We start from the raw sequence: 23,061 nt of genomic DNA, 5'->3' as shown, positions 1-23,061 counted from the left end.
AACCGGGTAAAAAAACAAAACGCCGGCGCGATCCCATATCGCGCCGGCGTTTTTCTTTGGCGGCGTGCGTCGATCAGAGCAGCCGCAGCAGGCCGTCGAGGCCGACATGGTCGAACGCGACGGTGGCTGCATCGCGCACCACGGGCTTCGCGTGGAACGCGACCGACAGCCCGGCTTCGGCCATCATCTTCAGGTCGTTGGATCCGTCGCCCATCGCGATCGCGCGACTCGGTTCGATGCCGAGCGACGCGCACGTGTCGCGCAGCATGCGCGCCTTCACGTCCGCGTTGACGATCTCGCCGAGCACCTTGCCCGTCAGCTTGCCGTCGACGATCTCGAGCGTGTTCGCGTGCGCGTAGTCGAGACCGAGGCGCGCCTTCAGGCGCTCGGTGAAGAACGTGAAGCCGCCCGACACGAGCAGCGTCTTCAGGCCCGCGGCCTTCACGCCGGCGAGCATCGTCTCCGCGCCCGGCGACAGTTGCAGCCGTTCCTCGTACACGCGCTCGAGCGCCTGCGCGTCGAGCCCGGCGAGCAGCGCGACACGGCGCGTGAGGCTTTCGTTGAAGTCGCGGATCTCGCCGCGCATCGACGCTTCGGTGATCTCGGCAACCTGCGTTTTCAGTCCGCAGAAGTCGGCGATCTCGTCGATGCATTCGATCGTGATCAGCGTGGAATCCATGTCCATCACGACGAGACCGAAATCGTCGAGCGTGCGGCCGGCTTCGACGAAGCCGAAGTCGAGCGCATGCGTGCCGCAGTACGCGTCGATGTCGAGGCGCTGCGCGGGATTCGCGTTTTCGATGCGCAGCGCGTGATCGTCGGTCTGCACGATGCGGGTGCCGCGCGATAGCGCGAGCAGCGGTTTGTGATGCGCGTCCGACAGCGGCGCGAGACTCTGGATGACGAGGTTGTGGGTCATGGCGGAATGGTTGGAAGCGAATGAAACGCGTGCGCGGCCGGCATGTGGCCGCCTGCGAACGCGGGCCCCGTCCGGCGTCGGGCCGCTGCGTCGCGAACGCGCCATTGTAGCCGGTTGGTATCCAGTCGCGGCCGGAGGGTTGGCGCAGGCCCGGTGAGCGCTTTGGGCCGCCACGCTCAGCGTGATGCGCCGGACGCTGGCGCCGAGCGTGGTTCAGCATGATCCCAGTAAGGCGGATCGCCGAAGTGTTCGGCCAGGAACGCGATGAACGCGAGCGTTTTCAGCGGCACGTGCGCGCGGCTCGGATAGACGGCCCAGACCGCGACGTCGGTCGCGAACGGGTAGTCGTCGAGCACGGTGACGAGCGCGCCGCTCGCGAGCAGCGGGCCGACGTCCCAGGTCGACTTGATCGCGATCCCGAAGCCGTCGACGAGCGCTTCGCGGATCGCTTCGCCGTTGCTCGCGACGAGCCGGCCGCCAACCCGCACGGTGAGCGGGCCTTGCGGCGTGACGAACGACCAGTCGCGCTGGTCGCCGAGGATCACGCATTCATGTTGCGCCAGGTCGGCCGGATGGCGCGGCGTGCCGCGTTCGGCGAGATACGCGGGCGAGCAGCACAGCACGCGCTGGTTCGCGGCGAGCTTGCGCGCAACCAGCGTCGAATCCTTGAGCGCGCCGAGGCGGATCGCGACGTCGTAGCCGTCGTCGACGAGATCGACGATCTCGTCGGACAGCCGCAGGTCGAGCGATACGGACGGATAGCGGCGCAGGAATGCGGGAATCACGGGTGCGACGTGCTGCCGGCCGAACGACGACGACATCGACACCTTCAGCCGGCCATACGGCTCGCTGCGGCCATGGCCGACGGATGCGCGCGCGGCGTCGGCGGCCGACAGCAGCGCCTCGGCGCGCGCCATGAACACTTCGCCGTCCTGCGTGAGGCTGATGCGGCGCGTGGTGCGATGCAGCAAGCGTGCGCCGAGCTGGCGCTCCAGGTGCGCGATGCGCGCGCTGGCGACCGCGGCCGACACGCCGTACTCGCGTCCGGCCGCGGTCACGTTCGCGAGCAGCGCAGCACGGACGAACAGGCCGACGTCGAGCAGGTCGAGCGGCTTGTCGGGGGCCGGAATCGGATCGGAGGCCATTATTCTGAAATTCCTGAAAATGTTTCAGGAAATATAGCGGTTTTCTCGAAGGATCGAGCGACCTACGATGGCATGCCTGGGGCCGCGCCGCGGCCCGCCCGATTTCCCTGAACCCTGAAGGAGTGTCGAAATGAAAGCCGTCGGACTGACCCGTTACCTGCCGATCGACGACCCGCAAGCATTGCTCGACGTGGATCTGCCGCAACCGGAGCCGGGCCCGCGCGACCTGCTCGTGAAGGTCGAGGCGATTTCCGTGAATCCGGTCGACACCAAGGTGCGCGCGCCGAAGCCGCAGGTCGAGGAGACCCCGCGCGTGCTCGGCTGGGATGCGGCCGGCACGGTCGTCGCGGTCGGCGCCGAGGTCACGCTGTTCCGGCCGGGCGACGAAGTGTTCTATGCGGGCAGCATCACGCGGCCCGGCGCGAACAGCGAATTTCACGCGGTCGATGAACGGATCGCCGCGCACAAGCCGCGCACGCTCGATTTCGCGGCGTCCGCCGCGTTGCCGCTCACCGCGTTGACCGCGTGGGAGGCGCTGTTCGACCGGCTGCGCGTGTCGCCGCAGGGCGCGGACGCGGGCAAGTCGGTGCTGATCATCGGCGGTGCGGGCGGGGTCGGGTCGATCGCGATCCAGCTGGCGAAGACGCTCGGCAAGCTGCGCGTGATCGCGACCGCGTCGCGGCCGGCGTCGGCCGACTGGGTGCGCGCGCTCGGCGCGGACGACGTGGTCGACCATTTCGGCGACCTGCCCGCGCAACTGCGTGACGTTGGCCATCCGAACGTCGACTACGTGCTGATCTTCAACGACACGGACCGCCATTTCCCTGCCGCGGCGCACGTCATCCGGCCGCAGGGCGGCATTTGCACGATCGTCGAGAACGACAAGCCTATCCCGGTCGAGCAACTGAAGGCGAAGAGCGCCGCGTTTCACTGGGAATTCATGTTCACGCGCGCGATGTTCGAGACGCCGGACATGATCGAGCAGCACAAGATCCTGAGCGAGGTCGCGCGGCTCGTCGACGGCGGCACGCTGCGCACGACGCTTGGCGAACAGCTCGGCACGATCAACGCCGCGAACGTGCGGCGCGCGCACCAGCTGCTCGAGGCCGGGCGCGCGATCGGCAAGCTGGTGCTGAGCGGCTTCTGAGTGCCGCCGGGCCCGCCGAGGAGGCATCCGCAAGGGGGCTTCCTTCGGGGCGAAAAGCTGGGGCGGCCCGGCGGTTTCTCGAGAGCCGGCGTCGCGCGTACGGGATGCCGCGTCGCGAACGCAAGCGGGGTAACACCCGATGCGTTTGCGGCGCATGACATGCCGCTTGGCGGTAGACTGGCAGCGCATCATGCATCGAAAACCGCGCGGCACGCGCGTGCCGCCGCATTACAAGGAGGTCAGCATGAGCCAACGCAGCTTGTCAGTTGCCGCATCGTGGTCGGCCGTGTTCGTGGCGGCGTGCGTCAGCGCGAGCGTATTCGCGGCGCCGCCGGTCAAGGGCAGCCTGAAGGGCGGCGGGACAGGGCAGCTCGAATACACCGTCAAGGTCGATTCGAAGACCTTCGGCAATACGCAGGAGACCCGCAAGATCCGCTCGGGCGAAACGGACGACTTCAACTGGAAGTCGGTGCCGCCGAGCGGCGCGGTCGCGATGCCGAACGGCTGCCCGAACGCCGACAACCTGCCGCGCGACGCGAACGGCGCGATGGTGCGCCAGACCCAGGTGCGGCTCGCACCGTCGGTCGACGCGAAGGGGATGGCGAACGTGCAATTGAGCTTCCAGGCGGCCGCACCGAAGGGCACGCGCAACGTGAGCGCGGCCGGCAAGTCGTTGCAGTGCCCGGACGTGGTGTCGGTGAGCCAGGTCAAGTGGGTGTCGATTTCGACCAATGGCGGCTCGAAGTCGGTCACGATGAGCGACGGCACGAAGGTGACGGTGTCGATCAAGCACTGAGCCGGGCGTGCTGGCCGGCGAGGCGTCCGGTGCGCGTGCAACCAGTCTCGAGTGCATCCGGGCGATCCGGACAAGGCCGCGCGTGACGGTTTCGTGGCGCGCGGCTGCGGCTTTTTCGTCGTTCGATGCGGGTCTGCGTCATGGCGGGCGTGCGTCGGTCGCACGGCGCTGTCCGGCGACTGACGTGACGTCATGGGGATGTCACGTTATCCTCGCCGGCATCTTTCCTTTTCTCCGAACGACATCCCGATGAAACCCTGCATGCGCGTGCTGCTATCGGCCGCTGCATTCGTCGCCGCTCACGCACAGGCGGCCGACGATTGCAGCTTCGTGAAAAAAGTCGGGCTGCCGTCGCGGCAGCAGGCCGCCGTCGTGTCGAGCGGCGCGCTCGAACCGTGCTCGACCGGCAGCTATGCGGTACGCGTGTATTCGACCGCGCATGCCGCGCCGGGCTTCGATACGGACGACTACGTGACGGGTGTGCTGCATGCGCGCGACGGCACCGTCGCCGATGCGTTTACGGCCGACCTCGGTGCGCGGGCGCCGCAGGCGCTCGTCGTCACGACACGCTCGGCCGGCAGCGGCGGGTATGTCGGTGCGCAGGCCTATGTGACGACGCCGCGCGCGGTGCGGCTCGTCGCGTCGGTCGACGGGCTGCCGCCCGATGCCGATGTCACGGCCGCGTTGCGCCAGTCCATCGGCAAACGCCGCGCCGCCCACTGACCGCACACGGCGAGGGCGCTGCGTACGCGGCGCCCTCGCGCGTCAGGACGCGTCAATGCGCGCGCTCTTCCAGCCGCGATGCAAGAAAGCGGTGATCGGGCGAGAACAGGCGGCGATACGTCATCAGCACCGCACCGACGGTGCCGAGCGCGGACGCCGCGGCGATCAGGAACATGATCACGATCTGGTAGCGCACGGCCTGCAGCGGCGACTGGCCGGCCAGCACCTGGCCGGTCATCATGCCCGGCAGGCTCACGACGCCGACCACGGCCATCTGGTTCAATGTCGGCAGCATGCCCGCGCGCACGGCCTGGCGCGCGGCGCCCTGCGCGGCTTCCCAGCGCGTCGCGCCGAGTGCGAGCGCGGTCTCGACGCGGTCGCGCCGCGCGGTCAGTTCCTCCATCATCCGTTCGACGCCGAGCGACACGCCGGTGAGCGTATTGCCGAGGATCATCCCGAGGATCGGAATCGCATATTGCGGCGCATACCACGGATGAATGCGGATCACGACGAACAGGCCGACCGCCGCGACGAACCAGCTGCTGACCCAGATCGACGCGATGCTGTCGACGCGCTGACCGCGGTACGCATGCTTGCCGCGTCCTGCGCCGGCGAAGCCGGCGATCAGCGTCATCAACGCGGTGAGCGGCAACACGACGGTCCACTTCGGATGGCCGAATACCCAGCCGAGCACGTAGCCGATCGCGAGCAGTTGCACGACGGTGCGCACGGCGGCGAGCGCGAGCTTGCGTCCGAGGCCGAGCGACAGCGCGGCCGAGATCGCGCCGTTGACCGCGACGAGCGTGGCGGCGATGCCGACGTCGACGAGACTGAGATCCTGCAGCGCCGGGCTCATTGCGCCGCCTCCGACGGGTGCGCGGCGTGCAGCACGCCGGCCTGCATCACGACGCGCATCGTGCCGATCCGTGCCGCCTGCGCGGGATCGTGCGAGATCCACATATACGCGCGCGCGTCGGGCGCCGCGTCGTACCAGGCGCCGACGAGCGCTTCGATGGCACGCGCCGAATCCGGGTCGAGCGCGGACGTCGGCTCGTCGAGCAACAGCACGTCGGGATCGAGCTGCAGCACGCGCAGCAGCGCGGCAATCTGCGCTTCACCGCCCGACAGTTCGCTCGCGCGCTTGTCGAGAAAATCGGCGCCGCGGCCGGCGCGCGCCGCGAGCGCCTCGGCGCGTGCGCGATCGAACGTCACGTCGCGATAGATCGCGAGTGAATACGGATAGCGCAATTGCGCTTCGACGGTGCCGTCCATCTGCGCGGGCCGCTGGCGCACGTACGCGACGCTGCGCCGGTAGCGCGGAATCGCGCCGCGCCTGATCCGTGCGCCGCGCCACAGGACGTGGCCACCGTCGAGCGGATCGAGCAATGCGAGCGCGCGCAGCAGCACGCTCTTGCCGGAACCCGACGGTCCCGTGATAGCAATCCGCGATCCCGCCGCGAGGCTGAAATCGGTCGGCGCCAGCAGGGTCTTGCCGCTGCTGGCGTCGCGGCGCGTGATGTGCTGCGCGTCGATGAGACCGGTGGGGGCTGTCATGTCACAAATGAAAAAAAGCGTTAATGGCGTCGAAGCGTTGTTGCAGCGTGCGTCATAATACCGATTGAAAAGCCGCCGGTGTCGTGCTTCGCCACTCACGCAAGTGGCCCGACATGGCGCGCAAACTCTAGAGAACAACAACGGAACCGCCATGACGCTAATCCGAGCCATCGGCAAATCGGCTGCATGGATCGTCGGTATCGTCGCTGTCATCATCGCGGCAGCCGGCATCTTCATCTTCACGTTCGACTGGAACCGCGCGAGGCCGTGGGTCAACGAACATGTGAGTACCGCACTCGGCCGCCCGTTTGCAATCAACGGCGATCTCAAGGTCGGCTGGCGTCGCCCGCAAGGCGAAACCGGCTGGCGCGCGTGGGTGCCCTGGCCGAGCTTCTCGGCCACGCAGCTCGAGATCGGCAACCCCGACTGGGCGAAGGGTCCCAAATTCGTCACGCTCGACGCCGCACACTTCGATCTCGCGATTCTTCCGCTTCTCGCGCACCAGATCGTCATTCCGTCGATCGACGTCGTCAATCCCGCGGTCGATCTCGAGCGACTCGCCGACGGCCGCAACACGTGGACCTTCCAGTTCCAGCAATCGGGGCAGCCGTCGCCGTGGAAGGTGCGGCTCGACAGCTTCGGGTTCGCGAACGGCACCGTCGTCTATCGCGATGCGATCACCAAGGCCGATCTCACGATCGGGATCGATACGCTCGGCCAGCCGATTCCGCTCGGCGACGTGATGAAGGAGCAGGAACAGACGTCGCGAGCGGCGTCGGCCCAGCGCGTCGGCAAGCGCGGTGCCGCGCAACTGAGCGCGAAGGCGACCGCGGAGGCCGCGTCGGGTTCATCTGCTGCCGCTCCGGCGACGCCGGTTTCCGCCGCATCGACGGCTGTGCCCGTCTCGGGTGCACGTGGTGCAAGCGGCGCGAACGGTGCGAGCGGCGCCGCGGTGCCCGCGAAGCCGTCCGGCCCGACCTATGCGTTCGGGCTCAAGGTCGACGGCCGCTACAAGAACGTGCCGATCAGCGGCACCGGCAAGGTGGGCGGCGTGCTGGCGATCGAGAATGCAACGCAACCGTTCCCGCTGCAGGCCGACGTGAAGGCCGGCGACACGCGGCTCGCGATCGTCGGCACGCTGACCGATCCGATGCATCTGGCGGCGATCGACCTGCGGCTGTGGCTGCAGGGCACGTCGATGTCGCATCTCTACCAGCTCACCGGCATCACGCTGCCCGACACGCCGCCGTATGCGACAGAAGGGCGCCTGATCGGCAACTTCAAGCAGCATGCGAGCACGTTCCGCTACGAGAACTTCAATGGCCGCGTGGGCGGCAGCGATCTCGGCGGCACGCTCACCTGGGCACAGCGCGAGCCGCGGCCGAAGCTGTCCGGCGAACTCGTGTCGAACCTGCTGCAGTTCTCCGACCTCGCGCCGGTGATCGGCGCCGACACGGCCAAGAGCAAGGCCAAGCGCGGCGATACGACGCGCCAGCCGCCGGACCGCGTGCTGCCGGTCGAGACGTTCCGCACCGAGCGCTGGAGCGCGATCGACGCGGACGTGAAGTTCACCGGCCGCAAGCTGATCAAGAGCGCGAAACTGCCGATCACCGACCTGTACACCCACATCCTGCTGCAGGACGGCGTGCTGTCGCTCGAGCCGCTGCAGTTCGGCGTCGCGGGCGGCACGCTCGCGACGAACGCGCATCTCGACGGCAGCCGCACGCCGCTGAAGGCGCGCTTCACGCTGACGGCACGTCACCTGAAGCTCAAGCAGCTGTTCCCGACGCAGAAGGTGATGCAGTCAGCGTTCGGCGAGGTCAACGGCGACGCGTCGCTGTCGGCGACCGGCAATTCGCCGGCCGCGCTCGCGGCGACCTCGACCGGCGAAGTGAAGGCGCTCGTCACGAACGGCCGCATCAGCCTCCTGCTGATGGAGGCGGCGGGCCTGAACGTCGCGAACGTCGTGTACGAGAAGCTGTTCGGCACCCGCGACGTGAACATCAATTGCGCGGCGATCGATTTCGTCGCGACCGACGGCGTGCTCGATCCGAAGGTGTTCGCGCTCGATACGGACGACGCGCTGATCAACGTCGACGGCCCGATCAACCTGCGCGACGAGTCGCTCGACCTGAAGATCCATCCGCACACGAAGGGGTTCCGGATCTTCTCGCTGCGCTCGCCGCTGTACGCGAAGGGCACCTTCAAGAACCCGAAGGTCGGCGTCGATGCGGGGGCGCTCGCGCTGCGCGCCGGCGCGATGGTCGGGCTCGGGTTGATCAATCCGTTCGCGGCGCTGATCCCGTTGATCGCACCGAGCAACAACCGCGACGTGCCCTGTTCGGAGCTGTTCGGGCAGATGAAGGCCACGGCGGCGGCGAAGGCCGGCAAGTGACAGGCCCGGAGGCGGGCCCGCGCCTTGCGCAGCGGCTCGGCCGGCGGGGCCGGAACAGTGCGGTCGGCAGTTTCTCCGACACCTGCTAAAATACACGGTTTTCCGTCGATTTCTCTCTTACGGGACCTGCCGTGCTTTCTACTGCCAACATCACGATGCAATTCGGGCCGAAGCCCTTGTTCGAGAATATCTCGGTCAAATTCGGCGAGGGCAACCGCTATGGTCTGATCGGCGCGAACGGCTGTGGCAAGTCGACCTTCATGAAGATCCTCGGCGGCGACCTCGAGCCGAGCGCCGGCAACGTCGCGCTGGAGCCGAACGTGCGTCTCGGCAAGCTGCGCCAGGACCAGTTCGCGTATGAAGACGTGCGCGTGCTCGACGTCGTGATGATGGGCCACACCGAAATGTGGGCCGCGATGACCGAGCGCGACGCGATCTACGCGAACCCGGAAGCCACCGACGACGACTACATGCACGCGGCCGAGCTCGAAGGCAAGTTCGCCGAATACGGCGGCTACGACGCCGAAGCGCGCGCGGGCGCGCTGCTGCTCGGCATCGGCATCGAGGAGAAGTTCCACACCGGCACGATGGCCGACGTCGCGCCGGGCTGGAAGCTGCGCGTGCTGCTGGCACAGGCGCTGTTCTCGAAGCCGGACGTGCTGCTGCTCGACGAACCGACCAACAACCTCGACATCAACTCGATCCGTTGGCTCGAGCACACGCTCAACGAGTACAACTCGACGATGATCATCATCTCGCACGATCGTCACTTCCTGAACGCGGTGTGCACGCACATGGCCGACATGGACTTCGGCACGCTGAAGGTCTGGCCGGGCAACTACGACGACTACATGCTCGCATCGGCACAGGCGCGCGAGCGCCAGGCCGCGGCGAACACGCGCGCGAAGGAACGCGTGGCCGAGCTGCAGGACTTCGTGCGCCGCTTCTCGGCGAACAAGTCGAAGGCCCGCCAGGCGACGAGCCGCGCGAAGCAGATCGACAAGATCAAGATCGAGGAATTCAAGCCGTCGTCGCGTCAGAACCCGTTCATCCGCTTCGAGTTCGAGAAGAAGCTGCACAACGTGGCGGTCGTTGCCGAAGAGATCACGAAGAAGTACGAGCGCACGATCTTCCAGAACTTCAACCTGTCGGTGCAGCCGGGCGAGCGCATCGCGATCATCGGCGAGAACGGCGCGGGCAAGACGACGCTGCTGCGTTCGCTGCTCGGCGCGCTCGAACTCGAGCACGGCACGGTGAAGTGGTCCGAGAACGCGAATGTCGGCTACATGCCGCAGGACACGTACGAGGAGTTCCCGAACGACATCACGCTGATGGACTGGATCGACCAGTACCGCAAGGATGGTGACGACGAAACGATGGTGCGCGGCACGCTGGGCCGCCTGCTGTTCTCGTCGGACGACATCAAGAAGTCGGTGAAGGTGCTGTCGGGCGGCGAGAAGGGCCGCATGATCTGGGGCAAGCTGATGCTCGGCCGCCACAACGTGCTGTTGATGGACGAGCCGACCAACCACATGGACATGGAGTCGATCGAGTCGCTGCAGATCGCGCTCGAGCAGTTCGAGGGCACGCTGATCTTCGTGTCGCACGACCGCGAGTTCGTGAGCGGGCTGGCGAACCGGATCATCGAAGTGCGCACGGACGGCACGCTGTTCGACTTCGGCGGGAATTACGAAGAGTTCCTGACGAGCCAGGGGCAGGAGTAATTGCCCGGGCAGTCTACGCCCGACCGGATGTACCGGAAGCCCGCCAGGTGGAAGCCTGGCGGGCTTTTTCGTATCCGCTCGGGCGTCCGCCGTTGCCGGACGCGTGTGCGGCGCGCACCGGGGGGCGCTCGAACCACGGCGACGGACATTCGCTCGCCGAGGACGTCGCTATCGATCGCGTCGCCGGCCAGGCAACGCCGCGGCACTGCATCAGCGCGGCCGATACGCCGGCAGCAGCGGAAATCGGCAGATGCGCGTCACGCGATCGTCGTCGTGAGTCGTGGGTGCAGTGGATGCAATCGAGCGCTCAGCGCCGCCGGAAACGATCGCAAGACGGCCCGGCCATACCATCGGTACGCCCCCGGATTCCCCGTCAAGCATGGTCAAATTCGCGCCGATATCACGATGCCTGACGTTTCGTGCCGCTGTTGACACGGTCATCGATCGATTGAGTATGCTTTGATTCGAATCGCGGTACTCACGCAGTCACGAGTCACGACAAGGAGGCTTCACATGAAGGCACGTCAATACCGCGCGGCCGTTGCCGGCGCGCTGATTGGATTGCTCGCCCCATTTTCGGTGGCCCATGCGCAGCTGGGCGACGTACTGAAGCAGGTTGGTGGAGGCGACTCGGGCGGCAGCGCGGGCGGCGCGCTGGGCAATCTCGGCGGCCTCGGCAGCGCACTGACGGGCGGCGGCGGTGCGTCGTCGCTGATGTCGGGCAGTACCGGCAACGTGGCCGGCCTGCTGCAGTTCTGCATCCAGAACAACTATCTCGGCGGCGCGTCCGGCAGCGCAGCGTCGGTGAAGGACGCGCTGATGGGCAAGCTCGGCGGCAACGCGTCGTCCGACAGCGGCTATACGAGCGGCGCGAGCGGAATTCTCGACGCCGGCAATGGCAGCAAGCTCGACCTGAGCGGCGGCGGGCTGAAGCAGCAGGTCACCAGGCAGATCTGCGACAAGGTGCTGGCGCAAGGGAAGTCGCTGCTGTAAGCCGACGTCGCGTACCGTTCGCGCACGTCGAGTCCGTGCGCGAACGGCAAAAAGGCGGGTGCGGCGGCGGCAGAGGCAGGCGGTCGCCATCGCCGGCGGTAACGTTCCGTTGCCGTCAGCCCGAAAAGTCCGTCACGACCGTCACCCCGGCGCCCTCGAACCGATTCATGTTCATCAGCGCGTCGATCGACTGGCCGAGACGGATTTCCTTGCCGATCAGCCGGTTCGGCGCGAGTGTGCCGGCATGCACCATGTCGAGCATCGCGTCGTAACGATGTGCCTGCATCCCGTGGCTGCCGAGAATCTCCAGCTCGTGCGCGATGACCTTGCTCATCGGCACGGCCGGCGTCGCATGTTCGCCGAGCATCAGGCCGACCTGCACATGCTTGCCGCGGCGGCGCAGATTGCTGATCGAGTTGAAGCAGGTGGTTGGATGGCCAAGCGCATCGAGCGACACGTGTGCGCCGCCGCGTGTGATTTCCTTCACCGCATCGACGACGTCGGCGACTTGTGACGCGTTGACGGTCGCCGCCGCGCCGATCGATCGCGCGAGCGCGAGCGCCTCGTCCGAAATGTCGATCGCGACGACGTTCGCGCCGATCGCCTTCGCGATCATGATCGCCGACAAACCGACGCCGCCGCAGCCGTGCACGGCGACCCACTGGCCGGCCGACGTGCGACCCTGGTCGACCACCGCGCGAAATGACGTCACGAAGCGGCATCCGAGGCTCGCCGCGGTCGGGAAATCAAGCGCATCGGGCAGTCGCACGAGATTCAGGTCCGCGTGATGGATGCCGACGTATTGGGCGAACGAGCCCCAGTGGGTGAAGCCGGGCTGAAACTGTTGCTCGCATACCTGCTGGTTGCCGGAGTGGCATTCCGGACAGTGGCCGCAGCCGCCGACGAACGGCACCGTGACGCGATCGCCCGCCTTCCACCGCGTGACCGCCGCGCCCGTCGCGACCACGAAGCCTGCAAGTTCGTGGCCCGGCACATGCGGCAGCACGATGTCCGGATCGTGCCCCATCCAGCCGTGCCAGTCGCTGCGGCACACGCCGGTTGCCTTCACTTCGATCACGACGCCGTCGGGTGCCGGCGTCGGATCGTCGACGTTCATCAACCGCGGGGCGGCGCCGAATGCCTCATAGACGACTGCTTTCATTATCTCTTCCTGTATCGAATGGTTCTTTCAATATAGCGCGGCAGAATTGGATTTATCTTGCGTTTTGCGGTTGAGGTGCGGATGTTTTCGCGCTAGCCTTTCGACCATCGCACGATTGCCGCAAGGAGCTTTCATGGAACAACTGGACAGGATCGATCGCGGCATGCTGGACATGCTCCAGCAGGACGGACGGGTGTCGAACGCGCGACTCGCCGAAGCGTTCTCGCTAAGCGAGACGTCCTGCTGGCGCCGGCTCAGGCGGCTGGAGGAAGCGGGGTTGATCGCGGGCTATCACGCGCGGCTCGACCGCAGAAGGCTCGGGTTCGGCGTGATGGCGTTCGTGCAGATTGTTTGCACGCAGCACAGCGAGGCGGTGACGGCCGAGTTCGAGCGCCTGATCCAGGCAAGCCCCAACGTGCTGGCGTGCGACAACACGACCGGCGAGGCGGATTTCCTGCTGCAGGTGGTGGCAGCCGATCTTGACGACTACAGTCACTTCGTCGAAAGGGTGCTGCGCAAACTGCCGGGCGTGCTGAGCATCCGCTCGAACCTGTCGCTGCGGCAGTTGAAGTCGACGCAGCGGCTGCCGATAGCGTGACGGTGCGCACCGGCGCTTGCGCTGGCACTCGCGCGAGCGGTCAATCCGCCAGCCGCTTGTCGGCGAGCGCCTTGCAGCAGTCTTCGTACACCCATTGCACGAGTTTCGCCCGATAGTCGAGGTCGTCCGTATCGACGATTTCCTCGACCGCGTCGCGCGCCCATGATGCGTCGACGAACCCCGCGTGCCGCTTCGCGATGTCCTGCGCGAGCGCGGCCAGCTTCGCGACCGTGAGCCAGTCGGCCTGCCGGTGATGGCGATCCAGCCAGCGGTGCGCGGCCTGCACCTGAAACGAGGCGTCCGGCCAGGATTCGTTGAGGTAAAACGCGCCGAGATTGCCGCAGGTCAGCCAGCACAGCAGTTCCAGGCGATCTTGCGAGCCGAGGGTATGGGATGCGTCGGTCATGGCAGTGCTCACGAAAGGCATCGATTCCGGGTGGCGCGGACTGCAGCGGCCGGTGCCGATACTAAAAACATAGCACGATGCGGACCACGCGGTGCGCCGGCGTCGCGCGGATGCCGCAGCCGCGGAAAATCGGCCGGCGGGCCGCCATGCCGACGGCGTTCGTTGGGTCCGTCCGGCGGCTCTTGCGGTGTCGTTCGACGTCGTCGCCGTACCGTGCCACTCTCGTTAGAATGGCCGTTTTCCGGGAGACAGGAAGCGATGAAAACCTACGACCAGTTCTACATCGACGGCGCATGGCGCAAGCCGGCCGGAACGGGCACGATCGACGTGATCGACTCCGGCACCGAGGCCGTGATCGGCCGGATTCCGGAGGGCGTGGCGTCGGACGCGCAGGACGCGATCCGGGCGGCGCGTGCGGCATTCGACGCGTGGGCCGCGACGCCGGCCGCGACGCGCGCGGGCTATCTGCGCAAGATCGTCGAGCGTCTGCAGGCGCGCAGCGAGGAACTCGCGCAATCGATCACCGGCGAAGTCGGGATGCCGATCAAGCTGTCGCGCGCGATCCAGGTCGGCGGCCCGATCTACAACTGGAAGGCGTACGCGAAGCTCGCCGAGTCGTTCGAATTCGAGGCGACGGTCGGCAATTCGCTGGTGGTGCGCGAGCCGGTCGGCGTCGTCGCGGCGATCACGCCGTGGAACTATCCGCTCAATCAGATCACGCTGAAGGTCGCGCCGGCGCTTGCGGCCGGCTGCACGGTCGTCCTGAAGCCGTCCGAAGTCGCGCCGCTCAACGCGTTCATGCTTGCCGAGGCGATTCACGAAGCAGGCCTGCCGCCGGGCGTGTTCAACCTCGTGTGCGGTTACGGCCCGGTTGTCGGCGAAGTGCTGGCCACCGATCCGGACGTCGACATGGTGTCGTTCACCGGTTCGACCCGCGCGGGCAAGCGCGTGGCCGAACTCGCGGCCTCGGGCGTGAAGCGTGTCGCGCTCGAACTGGGCGGCAAGTCGGCGTCGGTGATCCTCGACGATGCCGACTTCGCGGCGGCGGTGAAGGGCACGGTCAACGCGTGCTACCTGAACGCGGGCCAGACCTGCTCGGCGCACACGCGGATGCTGGTGCCGCAGGCGCGCTACGACGAGGCGCGCGCGATCGCGAAGGCGGCGGCCGAAGCGTATGTCGCGGGCGATCCGCGCCAGGAAACGACGCGTCTCGGCGCGCTCGCGTCCGCCGTGCAGCAGCAGCGGGTGCAGGCGTACATCCAGCGCGGCATCGACGACGGCGCGGAACTCGTGACGGGCGGCACGGGCCTGCCGGAAGGGCTCGCGAAGGGCTTCTTCGTGAAGCCGACGGTGTTCGGCCGCGTCGATCCGAAATCGGCGATCGCGCAGGAAGAAATCTTCGGGCCGGTGCTGTCGATCATCACGTATCGCGACGAAGACGAGGCGGTGCGGATCGCGAACGATTCGCCGTACGGGCTCGGCGGCGCGGTATGGGCGGGCAGCGACGAACGCGCGATGCGCGTCGCGCGCCGCATCCGCACGGGGCAGGTCGACATCAACGGCGGCACGTGGAACGGCGCCGCGCCGTTCGGCGGCTACAAGCAGTCGGGGCACGGCCGCGAGAACGGTGTATACGGGCTCGAAGAATATCTCGAGTACAAGTCGATGCAGCTCAAGCCCGCGAACCAGGGCTGAGCGCTTCACCCCGCACGACCTGAAACGGCACGCTCGCGTGCCGTTTTTTTATTGACGGCCGTCAAGGTGCGCGCCGGTGGATCGTCGATCATCGCGGTTCCGATTTCCGATGTTTCGACGAGGTTCCAGATGACCGCACGCACTTCCTTCCCGCCGCTCACGATTCGCGGCCGCACGTTGCTGCCCGTGGTGCAGGGCGGCATGGGCGTCGGCATTTCCGCGCACCGCCTTGCGGGCAGCGTCGCGCGCGAAGGCGCGCTCGGCACGATCGCCAGCATCGATCTGCGCCACCACCATGCGGACCTGCTCGCGCGCTGCCGCGCGAATCCCGACCGTGCGACGCTCGAGGCCGCGAACCTCGACGCGCTCGCGCGCGAAATTCGTCTCGCGAAGACCTACAGCGAAGGACGCGGGATGATCGCGGTCAACGTGATGAAGGCGGTGAGCGCGCATGCGGACTATGTGCGCGTCGCGTGCGACGAGGGCGCGCACGCGATCGTGATGGGGGCCGGCCTGCCGCTCGATCTGCCCGACCTCACGCAGGGCCACGACATCGCGCTGATCCCGATCCTGTCGGACAGCCGCGGCATCGCGCTGGTGCTGAAGAAGTGGATGAAGAAGGGGCGTCTGCCCGATGCAATCGTGATCGAGCATCCCGCGCATGCGGGCGGTCACCTCGGCGTCACGCAGATCGACGACATGCATGATGCGCGCTTCGATTTCGCGCGCGTGCTCGACGAGACCGCGCAGGTGATGGCGTCGCTCGGCCTCGCGCGCGACACGATTCCGTTGATCGTCGCGGGCGGCATCAACAGCCACGACACGCTGCGCGCGGCACTCGCGGCCGGCGCGAACGGCGTGCAGGTCGGCACGCCGTTCGCGGTGACGGAAGAGGGGGACGCCCATCCGAACTTCAAGCGCGTGCTGGCCGACGCGCTGCCCGACGACATCGTCGAATTCGTCAGCGTGACGGGGCTGCCCGCGCGCGCGGTGAAAACACCCTGGCTCGATCGCTACCTGCGCAACGAAACGCGCATTCGCAACAAGCTCGGTGCGTTCCGGCAGCGCTGCCCGACCGCGCTCGAATGCCTGAGCGTGTGCGGGCTGCGCGACGGCATCGAGAAGTTCGGCCACTTCTGCATCGACACGCGGCTCGCGGCGGCCTTGCGCGGCGACGTCGCGAACGGGCTGTTCTTTCGCGGCCGCGAGGCGCTGCCGTTCGGCAACGCGATCCGCAGCGTGCGCGATCTGCTCGACCTGCTGCTGACGGGCCATGCCACGGAGAATGCGACAAACCGCCCGATGTTTACGCTGGCTTGACGGATATCAAAATGGCGCAAAGACCCTACAGAGAGAATGGAATTCATTCTTCAAGGGTCCGCACCATGCATAAAACGATTCGAACCTGTGTCACTGCTGCCGCCGTCGCGGCGAGCCTCGTCGCGATGCCTGTGCTGTCGCACGCGGCGTCGCCGGGCGACGGGATCAACCAGGGTGACGTCCTGGTCCGGTTGCGCGCGATCAGCATCCAGCCGAACGAGCGCGCGAGCGATACGCTCGGCGCGATCAATACCGGCGTGAACAACGCGATCGTGCCGGAGCTGGACTTCACCTACATGATTCGCGATTACCTGGGCGTGGAGCTGATCCTCGCCACGTCGCGGCACCAGATGACGTCGAGCCTCGGCAATCTCGGCGGCGTGGGCGTGCTGCCGCCGACACTGTTGCTGCAGTATCACTTCAACCACGCGGGCAAGGTGCGGCCGTACGTCGGCGCGGGCCTGAACTACACGTACTTCTACAACAACGGGCTCAACGTCGGCGGACAGGGCGTGTCGATCAACAAGAGCAGTTTCGGGCCGGCGCTGCAGTTCGGCGTCGACGTGCAGGTCACGAAGAAGGTGTTCATGAACGTCGACGTGAAGAAGATCTGGATGAGCACCGATGCGACGCTCGGCGACAAGGGCATCGGTACGCTGCACATCGATCCGTTGATCGTCGGCGTGGGCGTCGGGATGAAATTCTAGACGCCACGCACGTCGCTACGCGCGCGCGAAAAAGAACAGAGTTGGGGTTGGCGGCATGGCAGTCGGCATGCCGCTCTTTTTTTGTGCGGCATGCGTGGCCGGCGGGGCGGGGGCCGGGTGCGGCCCGTCGGCGGGCGGCCCGTGAGCGGGGCCGGGGCAGCGGCGCCCGGTCGGGCGCATCGCGTCGGCATGCGCCGACGCGGGACGGCTTACAGCTTGTCGTACTGGAAGCGCATCGCGGTGCCGTCGCGCGTGATGCGTTCCCACACCGCACGCTTTTCGTCGTCGCTCAGGAACACCCAGTTCGACACTTCGGCGGCCGTGCGGCCACAGCCCTTGCAGACTTCGTCGAAGAGGGTCGAGCACACCCCGATGCAGGGGCTGTCGGGCAGGTCGTGGAGATTGGAGGCCATCGGAAGGGTTCGCGCAGTGAAATCGTCAGGGCGTCATTTTAATGCATCGGTGCCGGTCGGTCGGCCGGCGGGCGTCATCGCCATACGGTACGGCTGCCGGATCGCCGCCGCTTTCTTTTCCTGATGGACAGCCGCCGATTACCCGATAGAATTCCCCCCGGGCACCTCGCCGTGCGGGCCGCCTGGCGCGGCTCGCAGCGAGAATTTGTTCCGTTTGCGCGACACCGGCATGATTTTTTTGTGACGGCGCGCGAATGATGGTAGTTTTCGGGGTTTTCGAGGGGCGGCGTGCCAGAATGCGCCGCCATGACGAGGCAGACGACAGCCGGACACGCGGTCCGGCCGGAAGGGGAACGGGATGAAAGCAAAGGTAGTGGGCCGGTTCGCAGCGCTCGCGCTGTGCGTGGGTGCGTCGGCGGCGGCGGCGAAGGATACGCAGCTCAATGTCTATAACTGGTCGGACTACATTGCGAAGGACACGATCCCGAACTTCGAGAAGCAGACGGGCGTCAAGGTCCGCTACGACAACTACGACAGCGACGACACGCTGCAGGCGAAGCTGCTGACGGGCAGCTCGGGCTACGACATCGTCGTGCCGACCAGCAACTACGCGGGCAAGCAGATCGCCGCCGGCATCTTCACGCCGCTCGACAAGTCGAAGCTGCCGAACCTCAAGTACCTCGATCCGCAACTGATGGCGCTCGTCGCCGGCGCGGATCCGGGCAACAAGTATGCGGTGCCCTGGGCATACGGCACGACCGGCCTCGCCTACAACCTGACGAAGGCGCAGCAGGCGCTCGGCAAGGTTCCGCTCGACAACTGGGACATCCTGTTCAAGCCGGAAAACCTGGCGAAGCTGAAGACCTGCGGCGTGTCGGTGCTCGACGCGCCGGACCAGATGTTCGCGGCGGCGCTGCACTACATCGGCAAGGATCCGATGAGCACGAACCCGGCCGACTACAAGGCCGCGATGGAAGTGCTGAAGAAGATTCGCCCGTATATCACGCAGTTCAACTCGTCGGGCTACATCAACGACCTGGTCGGCGGCGACATCTGTTTCGCGTTCGGCTGGTCGGGCGACGTCGTGATCGCGAAGCATCGCGCGATGGAAGCGAAGAAGCCGTACAAGGTCGAGTACTACATTCCGAAGGGCGGCGCGCCGGTCTGGTTCGACGTGATGACGATCCCGAAGGACGCGAAGAACAAGGAAGCCGCGCTGGAGTGGATCAACTACATCGAGGATCCGAAGGTGCACGCGGCGATCACGAACGCCGTGTACTACCCGAGCGCGAACGCCGAGGCCCGCAAGTACGTGCGGCCCGACGTCGCGAACGACCCGGCCGTCTACCCGCCGGCCGACGTCGTGAAGACGCTGTTCCTGCTCAAGCCGCTGCCGCCTGAAATCCAGCGTCTGCAGACGCGTCTGTGGACCGAGCTGAAATCGGGCCGCTGACGCGAGCCGCAGCAAGCCAGCAGTCATGAAGCCCCTGGTGTCCCCGGGGGCTTTGTTCGTCAAACGCGGGAGAGAAGCAGCACATCATGAATAGCCAGTCGGGTGCGCCGGTTGCAGGCGCGCCGTCCTTCGTTCCTTCGTCCGGCGCGAATGCGCGTGCCGAGAACTTTGTCCAGATCGTCGACGCCGTCAAGAAATTCGGCGAGACCGAAGTGGTGCGCAACGTGAACCTGACGGTGCGCCAGGGCGAGCTGTTCGCGCTGCTCGGCAGCTCGGGTTCCGGCAAGTCGACGCTCCTGCGGATGCTCGCGGGCCTCGAGACGGTCACGTCGGGCAAGATCCTGATCGACGGCGAGGACCTCGCGCAGATGCCGCCGTACAAGCGGCCCGTGAACATGATGTTCCAGTCGTATGCGCTGTTTCCGCACATGTCGGTCGAGTCGAACGTCGCGTTCGGCCTGAAGCAGGAAGGCACGCCGAAGGCCGAGCTGAAGGCGCGCGTGGCCGCGGCGCTCGAACTCGTGCAGATGGGCAAGTACGCGAAGCGCAAGCCGCACCAGCTGTCGGGTGGCCAGCAGCAGCGCGTCGCGCTCGCGCGCTCGCTCGTCAAGCGCCCGAAGGTGCTGCTGCTCGACGAGCCGATGTCGGCCCTCGACAAGCAGATCCGCCAGCGCACGCAGATCGAGCTCGTCAACATCCTGAAGAAGGTCGGTGTCACCTGCATCATGGTCACGCACGACCAGGAAGAAGCGATGACGATGGCGAACCGGCTCGCCGTGATGAGCGAAGGGCAGATCGTGCAGATCGGCTCGCCGAACGAAGTCTACGAATATCCGAACAGCCGCTTCTCGGCCGAGTTCATCGGCTCGACGAACCTGTTCGACGGCGTGACGGTCGAGGACGAACCCGACCACGTGTACATCGAATCGGCGGAGCTGCCGAGCCGGCTGTACGTGAGCCACGGGATCACGGGCCCGCTCGGGATGCCGGTCACGGTGTCGGTGCGCCCGGAACGGATCGCGCTCACGCGCAAGCCGCCCGAAGGCGCGTTCAACTGGGCGCGCGGCAAGATCGGCAACATCGCGTACATGGGCGGCTATTCGCTGTATCACGTGAAGCTCGACGCGGGCAAGACGGTGATCGCGAACGTGTCGAGCCTCGCGATCACCGAGCTCGACACGCCGTCGCTCGGCGACGAGATCTACGTGCGCTGGAGCGCGACCGCGGGCGTGGTGCTGACGTCATGAGCACGTTCAAGTCACTGCTTTCATGGCCGGTGCGGCGCTTCAACCTGAGCGGCGGCACGGCGGTCGTCGCGGGGCCGTACACGTGGCTCGTGCTGTTCTTCCTCGTGCCGTTCGTGCTGGTCGTCAAGATCAGCTTCGCCGAGCTGCAGCTCGGCATCCCGCCGTATACGGAACTCGCGTCGTACACGGACGGCGTGGTGCACATCGCGCTGAACCTGTCGCACTACGCATTCCTGTTCACCGACAGCCTGTATTTCGCGACCTACGTGAATTCGGTGGTGGTGGCCGCGATCACGACGCTGCTGTGCTTGCTGATCGGCTATCCGATGGCGTACTACATCGCGCGCTCGAATCCGGCGACCCGCAACCTGCTGATGATGGGCGTGATGCTGCCGTTCTGGACGTCGTTCCTGATCCGCGTGTACGCATGGATCGGGATCCTGAAGAACAACGGCCTCCTGAACAACTTCCTGATGTGGATCGGCCTGACCCATGCGCCGATCGAGCTGTACCGCACGAACTACGCGGTGTACATCGGGATGGTGTATTCGTACCTGCCGTTCCTCGTGATGCCGTTGTACGCGCACCTCGTGAAGATGGACCTGCGCCTGCTCGAAGCCGCGTACGACCTCGGCGCGAAGCCGTGGAAGGCGTTCGCGCAGATCACGCTGCCGCTGTCGAAGAACGGGATCATCGCGGGCTGCCTGCTGGTGTTCATTCCGGCGGTCGGCGAGTACGTGATTCCGGAACTGCTCGGCGGCGCGAACACACTGATGATCGGCCGCGTGATGTGGAATGAATTCTTCAACAACGCAGACTGGCCGATGGCGTCGGCCGTGACCTGCGCGATGGTGCTGCTGCTGCTCGTGCCGATGGCGATGTTCCAGCACTTCCAGGCGAAGGAGCAGGAGGGCCGCCGTCGATGAAGCCGAATCGTTACCTGCAGTTCGCGGCGCTGTTCGCCGGTTTCGCGTTCCTGTACATCCCGATCGTCAGCCTGATCGTCTATTCGTTCAACGAGTCGAAGCTCGTCACCGTGTGGTCGGGCTTTTCGTTGCGCTGGTACTCGGCGCTCGTGCAGGACGACGAGCTGCTGACGGCCGCGTGGCTGTCGCTGAAGATCGGCGTGCTGACCGCGTTCGCGTCGGTGTTCATCGGCACGTGGGCCGGCTTCGTGCTCGCACGGATGGGCCGCTTTCGCGGCTTCGCGCTGTTCAGCGGGATGATCAACGCACCGCTCGTGATTCCCGAGGTGATCCAGGGGATCTCGCTGCTGCTGCTGTTCATCGAGCTCGCGAAGTGGATCGGCTGGCCGGCCGAGCGCGGCGTGTTCACGATCTGGCTGGGCCACGTGATGCTGTGCATCTCGTACGTCGCGATCATCGTGCAGTCGCGCGTGCGCGAGCTGAACCCGTCGCTCGAAGAAGCCGCGCTCGATCTTGGCGCGACGCCGCTGAAGGTGTTCTTCACGATCACGCTGCCGCTGATCTCGCAGGCGCTGATCGCGGGCTGGCTGCTGTCGTTCACGCTGTCGATCGACGACCTCGTGCTGTCGGCGTTCCTGTCGGGCCCCGGCTCGACGACGCTGCCGCTCGTCGTGTTCTCGCGCGTGCGCCTCGGCCTGAATCCGGAGATGAACGCGCTCGCGACGCTGTTCATCGTCGCGGTGACGGCCGGCGTCGTGATCGCGAACGTCGTGATGCTGCGTCAGGAGCGCAAGCGGATGATGGCGTTCGCGACCTGAGCGCCCGACGTCCTGGCGCACAGGTTGCCGACGCAACGAACGACGCCCGGTGCCGACGACGAGTCGGACCGGGCGTTTTGTCGAGTGGTGCGAGCTGCGCCGCGCCGCGTGGCTTATGCGCCGAATGCCGCCTTCGCCAGCAGCCCGAGCGCGACGCAGACGAGCACGGCCGCGAAGCCGGCCTGCACGTGCCGTGCGGACAGATGCCGGGACGCGCCGCGGCCGGCTGTCATCCCGATCGCGGTCGCGACCGTGAACCACAGCATCATGTCGAGCGGCGCGCGCGTGCCCGACACGAGCGTCGCGAACACGCCGCCGGTGCCGACCAGCGCGATCACCATCAGCGAGGTCGCGACCACGCCGTGCATCGACACGTTGGTGAACTTGCGCAACATCGGCACGATCACGAAGCCGCCGCCGACGCCGAGCAGGCCCGTCATCAGCCCCGTCACCGCACCGGTCGACGCGAGCGCGAGCCCGACCGGCCAGGACCACACGAGCCGGCCCGTATCGGGATTCACGCGACCGACGCACAGCGGCGATTCGTCCGTGTCGCCGCGCGCGTTGCGCAGCGCCTGCCGCAACAGGCGGGCCGCGACGACCAGCATCGTCAGCGCGAACAGCGCCAGCAGCACGCGTTGCGGCAGCACGTGCGCGAGCTTCACGCCGAGCGTCGTGAGCGGCACGCCGGCCACGGCCATCAGCAGCGCCGCGCGATAGCGCACGAGCCCGCGGCGAAACCCTTCGAGCGCGCCGAGCGCGGCGCTGCCCGCCACCGCGACGAGTGCGACGGGCGTGGCCTGCTGCATCGGCCAGCCCATTCCGACGACGAGCGCGGGCACCGCGAGAATGCCGCCGCCCGCGCCGGTGAGGCCGAGCACGGCGCCGACGAAGCCGCCGAGTACGAGGGAAATCAGCAT

22 protein-coding genes are annotated in these 23,061 nt (G+C 66.7%); 14 read left to right on the top strand and 8 right to left on the bottom strand.

All coding sequences use genetic code 11. The annotated features are described in order from the left end of the window. Positions 1 to 73: 73 nt before the first annotated feature. Both serB and ACTJKF_RS03115 read right to left on the bottom strand, forming a co-directional pair. Positions 74 to 919 carry a phosphoserine phosphatase SerB gene (gene serB / locus ACTJKF_RS03120; RefSeq protein WP_440622085.1) on the bottom strand — a complete coding sequence of 282 codons (846 nt, stop codon included), beginning with the start codon at positions 917 to 919 and terminating at the stop codon, positions 74 to 76. Between the two features lie 176 nt (positions 920 to 1,095). Further along, complete coding sequence (locus ACTJKF_RS03115; RefSeq protein ID WP_440622084.1) at positions 1,096 to 2,064, bottom strand: LysR family transcriptional regulator; 969 nt, start codon at positions 2,062 to 2,064, stop codon at positions 1,096 to 1,098. 130 nt (positions 2,065 to 2,194) lie between these two features. Here ACTJKF_RS03115 and ACTJKF_RS03110 point away from each other — a divergent pair, with 130 nt between their 5' ends. From ACTJKF_RS03110 to ACTJKF_RS03100, 3 genes are all read left to right on the top strand, one after another. Continuing rightward, positions 2,195 to 3,211, top strand: coding sequence for a zinc-binding alcohol dehydrogenase family protein (locus ACTJKF_RS03110; protein WP_440622083.1), 1,017 nt, complete (start codon positions 2,195 to 2,197; stop codon positions 3,209 to 3,211). 244 nt (positions 3,212 to 3,455) lie between these two features. After that, positions 3,456 to 4,007, top strand: coding sequence for a DUF6013 family protein (locus tag ACTJKF_RS03105; protein ID WP_440622082.1), 552 nt, complete (start codon positions 3,456 to 3,458; stop codon positions 4,005 to 4,007). A 249-nt stretch (positions 4,008 to 4,256) separates the two neighbouring features. After that, on the top strand, positions 4,257 to 4,730 hold the full coding sequence (locus ACTJKF_RS03100) for a PliI family lysozyme inhibitor of I-type lysozyme (protein ID WP_440622080.1): 474 nt from the start codon (positions 4,257 to 4,259) through the stop codon (positions 4,728 to 4,730). Positions 4,731 to 4,782: 52 nt separating this feature from the next. Here the strand turns inward: ACTJKF_RS03100 and ACTJKF_RS03095 are convergent, their stop codons facing one another. Next, entirely contained in the window at positions 4,783 to 5,586 is an 804-nt protein-coding gene (locus ACTJKF_RS03095) for an ABC transporter permease (protein WP_440622079.1), read from the bottom strand. Then, positions 5,583 to 6,284 (bottom strand): ABC transporter ATP-binding protein, encoded by a 702-nt coding sequence (locus tag ACTJKF_RS03090; RefSeq protein ID WP_440622078.1) that lies wholly within the window; start codon positions 6,282 to 6,284, stop codon positions 5,583 to 5,585. The genes ACTJKF_RS03095 and ACTJKF_RS03090 overlap by 4 nt, the downstream gene beginning before the upstream one ends. Before the next feature lie 151 nt (positions 6,285 to 6,435). On the opposite strand from ACTJKF_RS03090, the gene ACTJKF_RS03085 reads away from it, so the two are divergent. The 3 genes from ACTJKF_RS03085 (at position 6,436) to ACTJKF_RS03075 (ending at position 11,396) form a co-directional block, all read left to right on the top strand. Continuing rightward, positions 6,436 to 8,679, top strand: a complete 2,244-nt coding sequence (locus ACTJKF_RS03085; protein WP_440622077.1) for an AsmA family protein — start codon at positions 6,436 to 6,438, stop codon at positions 8,677 to 8,679. A gap of 131 nt (positions 8,680 to 8,810) precedes the next feature. After that, complete coding sequence (locus tag ACTJKF_RS03080) at positions 8,811 to 10,403, top strand: ABC-F family ATPase (RefSeq protein WP_440622076.1); 1,593 nt, start codon at positions 8,811 to 8,813, stop codon at positions 10,401 to 10,403. Between the two features lie 513 nt (positions 10,404 to 10,916). After that, a complete protein-coding gene (locus ACTJKF_RS03075) occupies positions 10,917 to 11,396 on the top strand; it encodes a DUF2501 domain-containing protein (protein WP_440622075.1) in 480 nt (159 codons plus the stop codon). Positions 11,397 to 11,511: 115 nt separating this feature from the next. Here ACTJKF_RS03075 and ACTJKF_RS03070 read toward each other — a convergent pair whose 3' ends face one another. Beyond that, on the bottom strand, positions 11,512 to 12,558 hold the full coding sequence (locus ACTJKF_RS03070) for a zinc-dependent alcohol dehydrogenase family protein (RefSeq protein ID WP_440622073.1): 1,047 nt from the start codon (positions 12,556 to 12,558) through the stop codon (positions 11,512 to 11,514). A 133-nt stretch (positions 12,559 to 12,691) separates the two neighbouring features. Here ACTJKF_RS03070 and ACTJKF_RS03065 point away from each other — a divergent pair, with 133 nt between their 5' ends. Continuing rightward, positions 12,692 to 13,156 (top strand): Lrp/AsnC family transcriptional regulator, encoded by a 465-nt coding sequence (locus tag ACTJKF_RS03065; protein WP_440622072.1) that lies wholly within the window; start codon positions 12,692 to 12,694, stop codon positions 13,154 to 13,156. Positions 13,157 to 13,196: 40 nt separating this feature from the next. Here the strand turns inward: ACTJKF_RS03065 and ACTJKF_RS03060 are convergent, their stop codons facing one another. Next, the gene (locus ACTJKF_RS03060; RefSeq protein WP_440622071.1) at positions 13,197 to 13,562 is read right to left on the bottom strand and encodes a hypothetical protein; all 366 of its coding nucleotides are present in this window, start codon (positions 13,560 to 13,562) and stop codon (positions 13,197 to 13,199) included. A 258-nt stretch (positions 13,563 to 13,820) separates the two neighbouring features. Here ACTJKF_RS03060 and ACTJKF_RS03055 point away from each other — a divergent pair, with 258 nt between their 5' ends. The 3 genes from ACTJKF_RS03055 (at position 13,821) to ACTJKF_RS03045 (ending at position 17,284) form a co-directional block, all read left to right on the top strand. Then, entirely contained in the window at positions 13,821 to 15,257 is a 1,437-nt protein-coding gene (locus ACTJKF_RS03055) for an aldehyde dehydrogenase family protein (protein WP_440622070.1), read from the top strand. A gap of 129 nt (positions 15,258 to 15,386) precedes the next feature. Continuing rightward, the gene (locus tag ACTJKF_RS03050) at positions 15,387 to 16,577 is read left to right on the top strand and encodes an NAD(P)H-dependent flavin oxidoreductase (protein ID WP_440622069.1); all 1,191 of its coding nucleotides are present in this window, start codon (positions 15,387 to 15,389) and stop codon (positions 16,575 to 16,577) included. A 65-nt stretch (positions 16,578 to 16,642) separates the two neighbouring features. After that, entirely contained in the window at positions 16,643 to 17,284 is a 642-nt protein-coding gene (locus ACTJKF_RS03045) for an OmpW/AlkL family protein (RefSeq protein WP_440622068.1), read from the top strand. A gap of 209 nt (positions 17,285 to 17,493) precedes the next feature. Here the strand turns inward: ACTJKF_RS03045 and ACTJKF_RS03040 are convergent, their stop codons facing one another. Then, a complete protein-coding gene (locus ACTJKF_RS03040) occupies positions 17,494 to 17,697 on the bottom strand; it encodes a DUF1289 domain-containing protein (protein ID WP_059826742.1) in 204 nt (67 codons plus the stop codon). Positions 17,698 to 18,055: 358 nt separating this feature from the next. Here ACTJKF_RS03040 and ACTJKF_RS03035 point away from each other — a divergent pair, with 358 nt between their 5' ends. The 4 genes from ACTJKF_RS03035 to ACTJKF_RS03020 all read left to right on the top strand — a co-directional run bounded on the left by ACTJKF_RS03035 (position 18,056) and on the right by ACTJKF_RS03020 (position 22,141). Then, positions 18,056 to 19,150 (top strand): polyamine ABC transporter substrate-binding protein, encoded by a 1,095-nt coding sequence (locus tag ACTJKF_RS03035; RefSeq protein WP_440622067.1) that lies wholly within the window; start codon positions 18,056 to 18,058, stop codon positions 19,148 to 19,150. Between the two features lie 86 nt (positions 19,151 to 19,236). Beyond that, positions 19,237 to 20,397, top strand: a complete 1,161-nt coding sequence (locus ACTJKF_RS03030; protein ID WP_440622066.1) for an ABC transporter ATP-binding protein — start codon at positions 19,237 to 19,239, stop codon at positions 20,395 to 20,397. Next, positions 20,394 to 21,323: an ABC transporter permease subunit gene (locus tag ACTJKF_RS03025; RefSeq protein ID WP_440622065.1), complete on the top strand. Its 930-nt coding sequence runs from the start codon at positions 20,394 to 20,396 to the stop codon at positions 21,321 to 21,323. The genes ACTJKF_RS03030 and ACTJKF_RS03025 overlap by 4 nt, the downstream gene beginning before the upstream one ends. Beyond that, positions 21,320 to 22,141: an ABC transporter permease subunit gene (locus tag ACTJKF_RS03020; RefSeq protein ID WP_440622064.1), complete on the top strand. Its 822-nt coding sequence runs from the start codon at positions 21,320 to 21,322 to the stop codon at positions 22,139 to 22,141. The genes ACTJKF_RS03025 and ACTJKF_RS03020 overlap by 4 nt, the downstream gene beginning before the upstream one ends. Positions 22,142 to 22,254: 113 nt before the next feature. Here the strand turns inward: ACTJKF_RS03020 and ACTJKF_RS03015 are convergent, their stop codons facing one another. Continuing rightward, positions 22,255 to 23,061 carry a sulfite exporter TauE/SafE family protein gene (locus ACTJKF_RS03015; protein WP_440622063.1) on the bottom strand — a complete coding sequence of 269 codons (807 nt, stop codon included), beginning with the start codon at positions 23,059 to 23,061 and terminating at the stop codon, positions 22,255 to 22,257.

This window comes from Burkholderia sp. 22313 (genome assembly GCF_052045245.1).
GTDB lineage: Bacteria > Pseudomonadota > Gammaproteobacteria > Burkholderiales > Burkholderiaceae > Burkholderia.
Note: the sequence above shows the minus strand (reverse complement) of the source record. Positions and strands in the feature narration are given on the sequence as shown.

Bases quoted from the DNA above. Each gene is read 5' to 3' on its own strand.
- serB (WP_440622085.1), bottom strand. From the start codon at position 919: ATGACCCACAACCTCGTCATCCAGAGTCTCGCGCCGCTGTCGGACGCG.
- ACTJKF_RS03115 (WP_440622084.1), bottom strand. From the start codon at position 2,064: ATGGCCTCCGATCCGATTCCGGCCCCCGACAAGCCGCTCGACCTGCTC.
- ACTJKF_RS03110 (WP_440622083.1), top strand. From the start codon at position 2,195: ATGAAAGCCGTCGGACTGACCCGTTACCTGCCGATCGACGACCCGCAA.
- ACTJKF_RS03105 (WP_440622082.1), top strand. From the start codon at position 3,456: ATGAGCCAACGCAGCTTGTCAGTTGCCGCATCGTGGTCGGCCGTGTTC.
- ACTJKF_RS03100 (WP_440622080.1), top strand. From the start codon at position 4,257: ATGAAACCCTGCATGCGCGTGCTGCTATCGGCCGCTGCATTCGTCGCC.
- ACTJKF_RS03095 (WP_440622079.1), bottom strand. From the start codon at position 5,586: ATGAGCCCGGCGCTGCAGGATCTCAGTCTCGTCGACGTCGGCATCGCC.
- ACTJKF_RS03090 (WP_440622078.1), bottom strand. From the start codon at position 6,284: ATGACAGCCCCCACCGGTCTCATCGACGCGCAGCACATCACGCGCCGC.
- ACTJKF_RS03085 (WP_440622077.1), top strand. From the start codon at position 6,436: ATGACGCTAATCCGAGCCATCGGCAAATCGGCTGCATGGATCGTCGGT.
- ACTJKF_RS03075 (WP_440622075.1), top strand. From the start codon at position 10,917: ATGAAGGCACGTCAATACCGCGCGGCCGTTGCCGGCGCGCTGATTGGA.
- ACTJKF_RS03070 (WP_440622073.1), bottom strand. From the start codon at position 12,558: ATGAAAGCAGTCGTCTATGAGGCATTCGGCGCCGCCCCGCGGTTGATG.
- ACTJKF_RS03065 (WP_440622072.1), top strand. From the start codon at position 12,692: ATGGAACAACTGGACAGGATCGATCGCGGCATGCTGGACATGCTCCAG.
- ACTJKF_RS03060 (WP_440622071.1), bottom strand. From the start codon at position 13,562: ATGACCGACGCATCCCATACCCTCGGCTCGCAAGATCGCCTGGAACTG.
- ACTJKF_RS03055 (WP_440622070.1), top strand. From the start codon at position 13,821: ATGAAAACCTACGACCAGTTCTACATCGACGGCGCATGGCGCAAGCCG.
- ACTJKF_RS03050 (WP_440622069.1), top strand. From the start codon at position 15,387: ATGACCGCACGCACTTCCTTCCCGCCGCTCACGATTCGCGGCCGCACG.
- ACTJKF_RS03045 (WP_440622068.1), top strand. From the start codon at position 16,643: ATGCATAAAACGATTCGAACCTGTGTCACTGCTGCCGCCGTCGCGGCG.
- ACTJKF_RS03040 (WP_059826742.1), bottom strand. From the start codon at position 17,697: ATGGCCTCCAATCTCCACGACCTGCCCGACAGCCCCTGCATCGGGGTG.
- ACTJKF_RS03035 (WP_440622067.1), top strand. From the start codon at position 18,056: ATGAAAGCAAAGGTAGTGGGCCGGTTCGCAGCGCTCGCGCTGTGCGTG.
- ACTJKF_RS03030 (WP_440622066.1), top strand. From the start codon at position 19,237: ATGAATAGCCAGTCGGGTGCGCCGGTTGCAGGCGCGCCGTCCTTCGTT.
- ACTJKF_RS03025 (WP_440622065.1), top strand. From the start codon at position 20,394: ATGAGCACGTTCAAGTCACTGCTTTCATGGCCGGTGCGGCGCTTCAAC.
- ACTJKF_RS03020 (WP_440622064.1), top strand. From the start codon at position 21,320: ATGAAGCCGAATCGTTACCTGCAGTTCGCGGCGCTGTTCGCCGGTTTC.
- ACTJKF_RS03015 (WP_440622063.1), bottom strand. From the start codon at position 23,061: ATGCTGATTTCCCTCGTACTCGGCGGCTTCGTCGGCGCCGTGCTCGGC.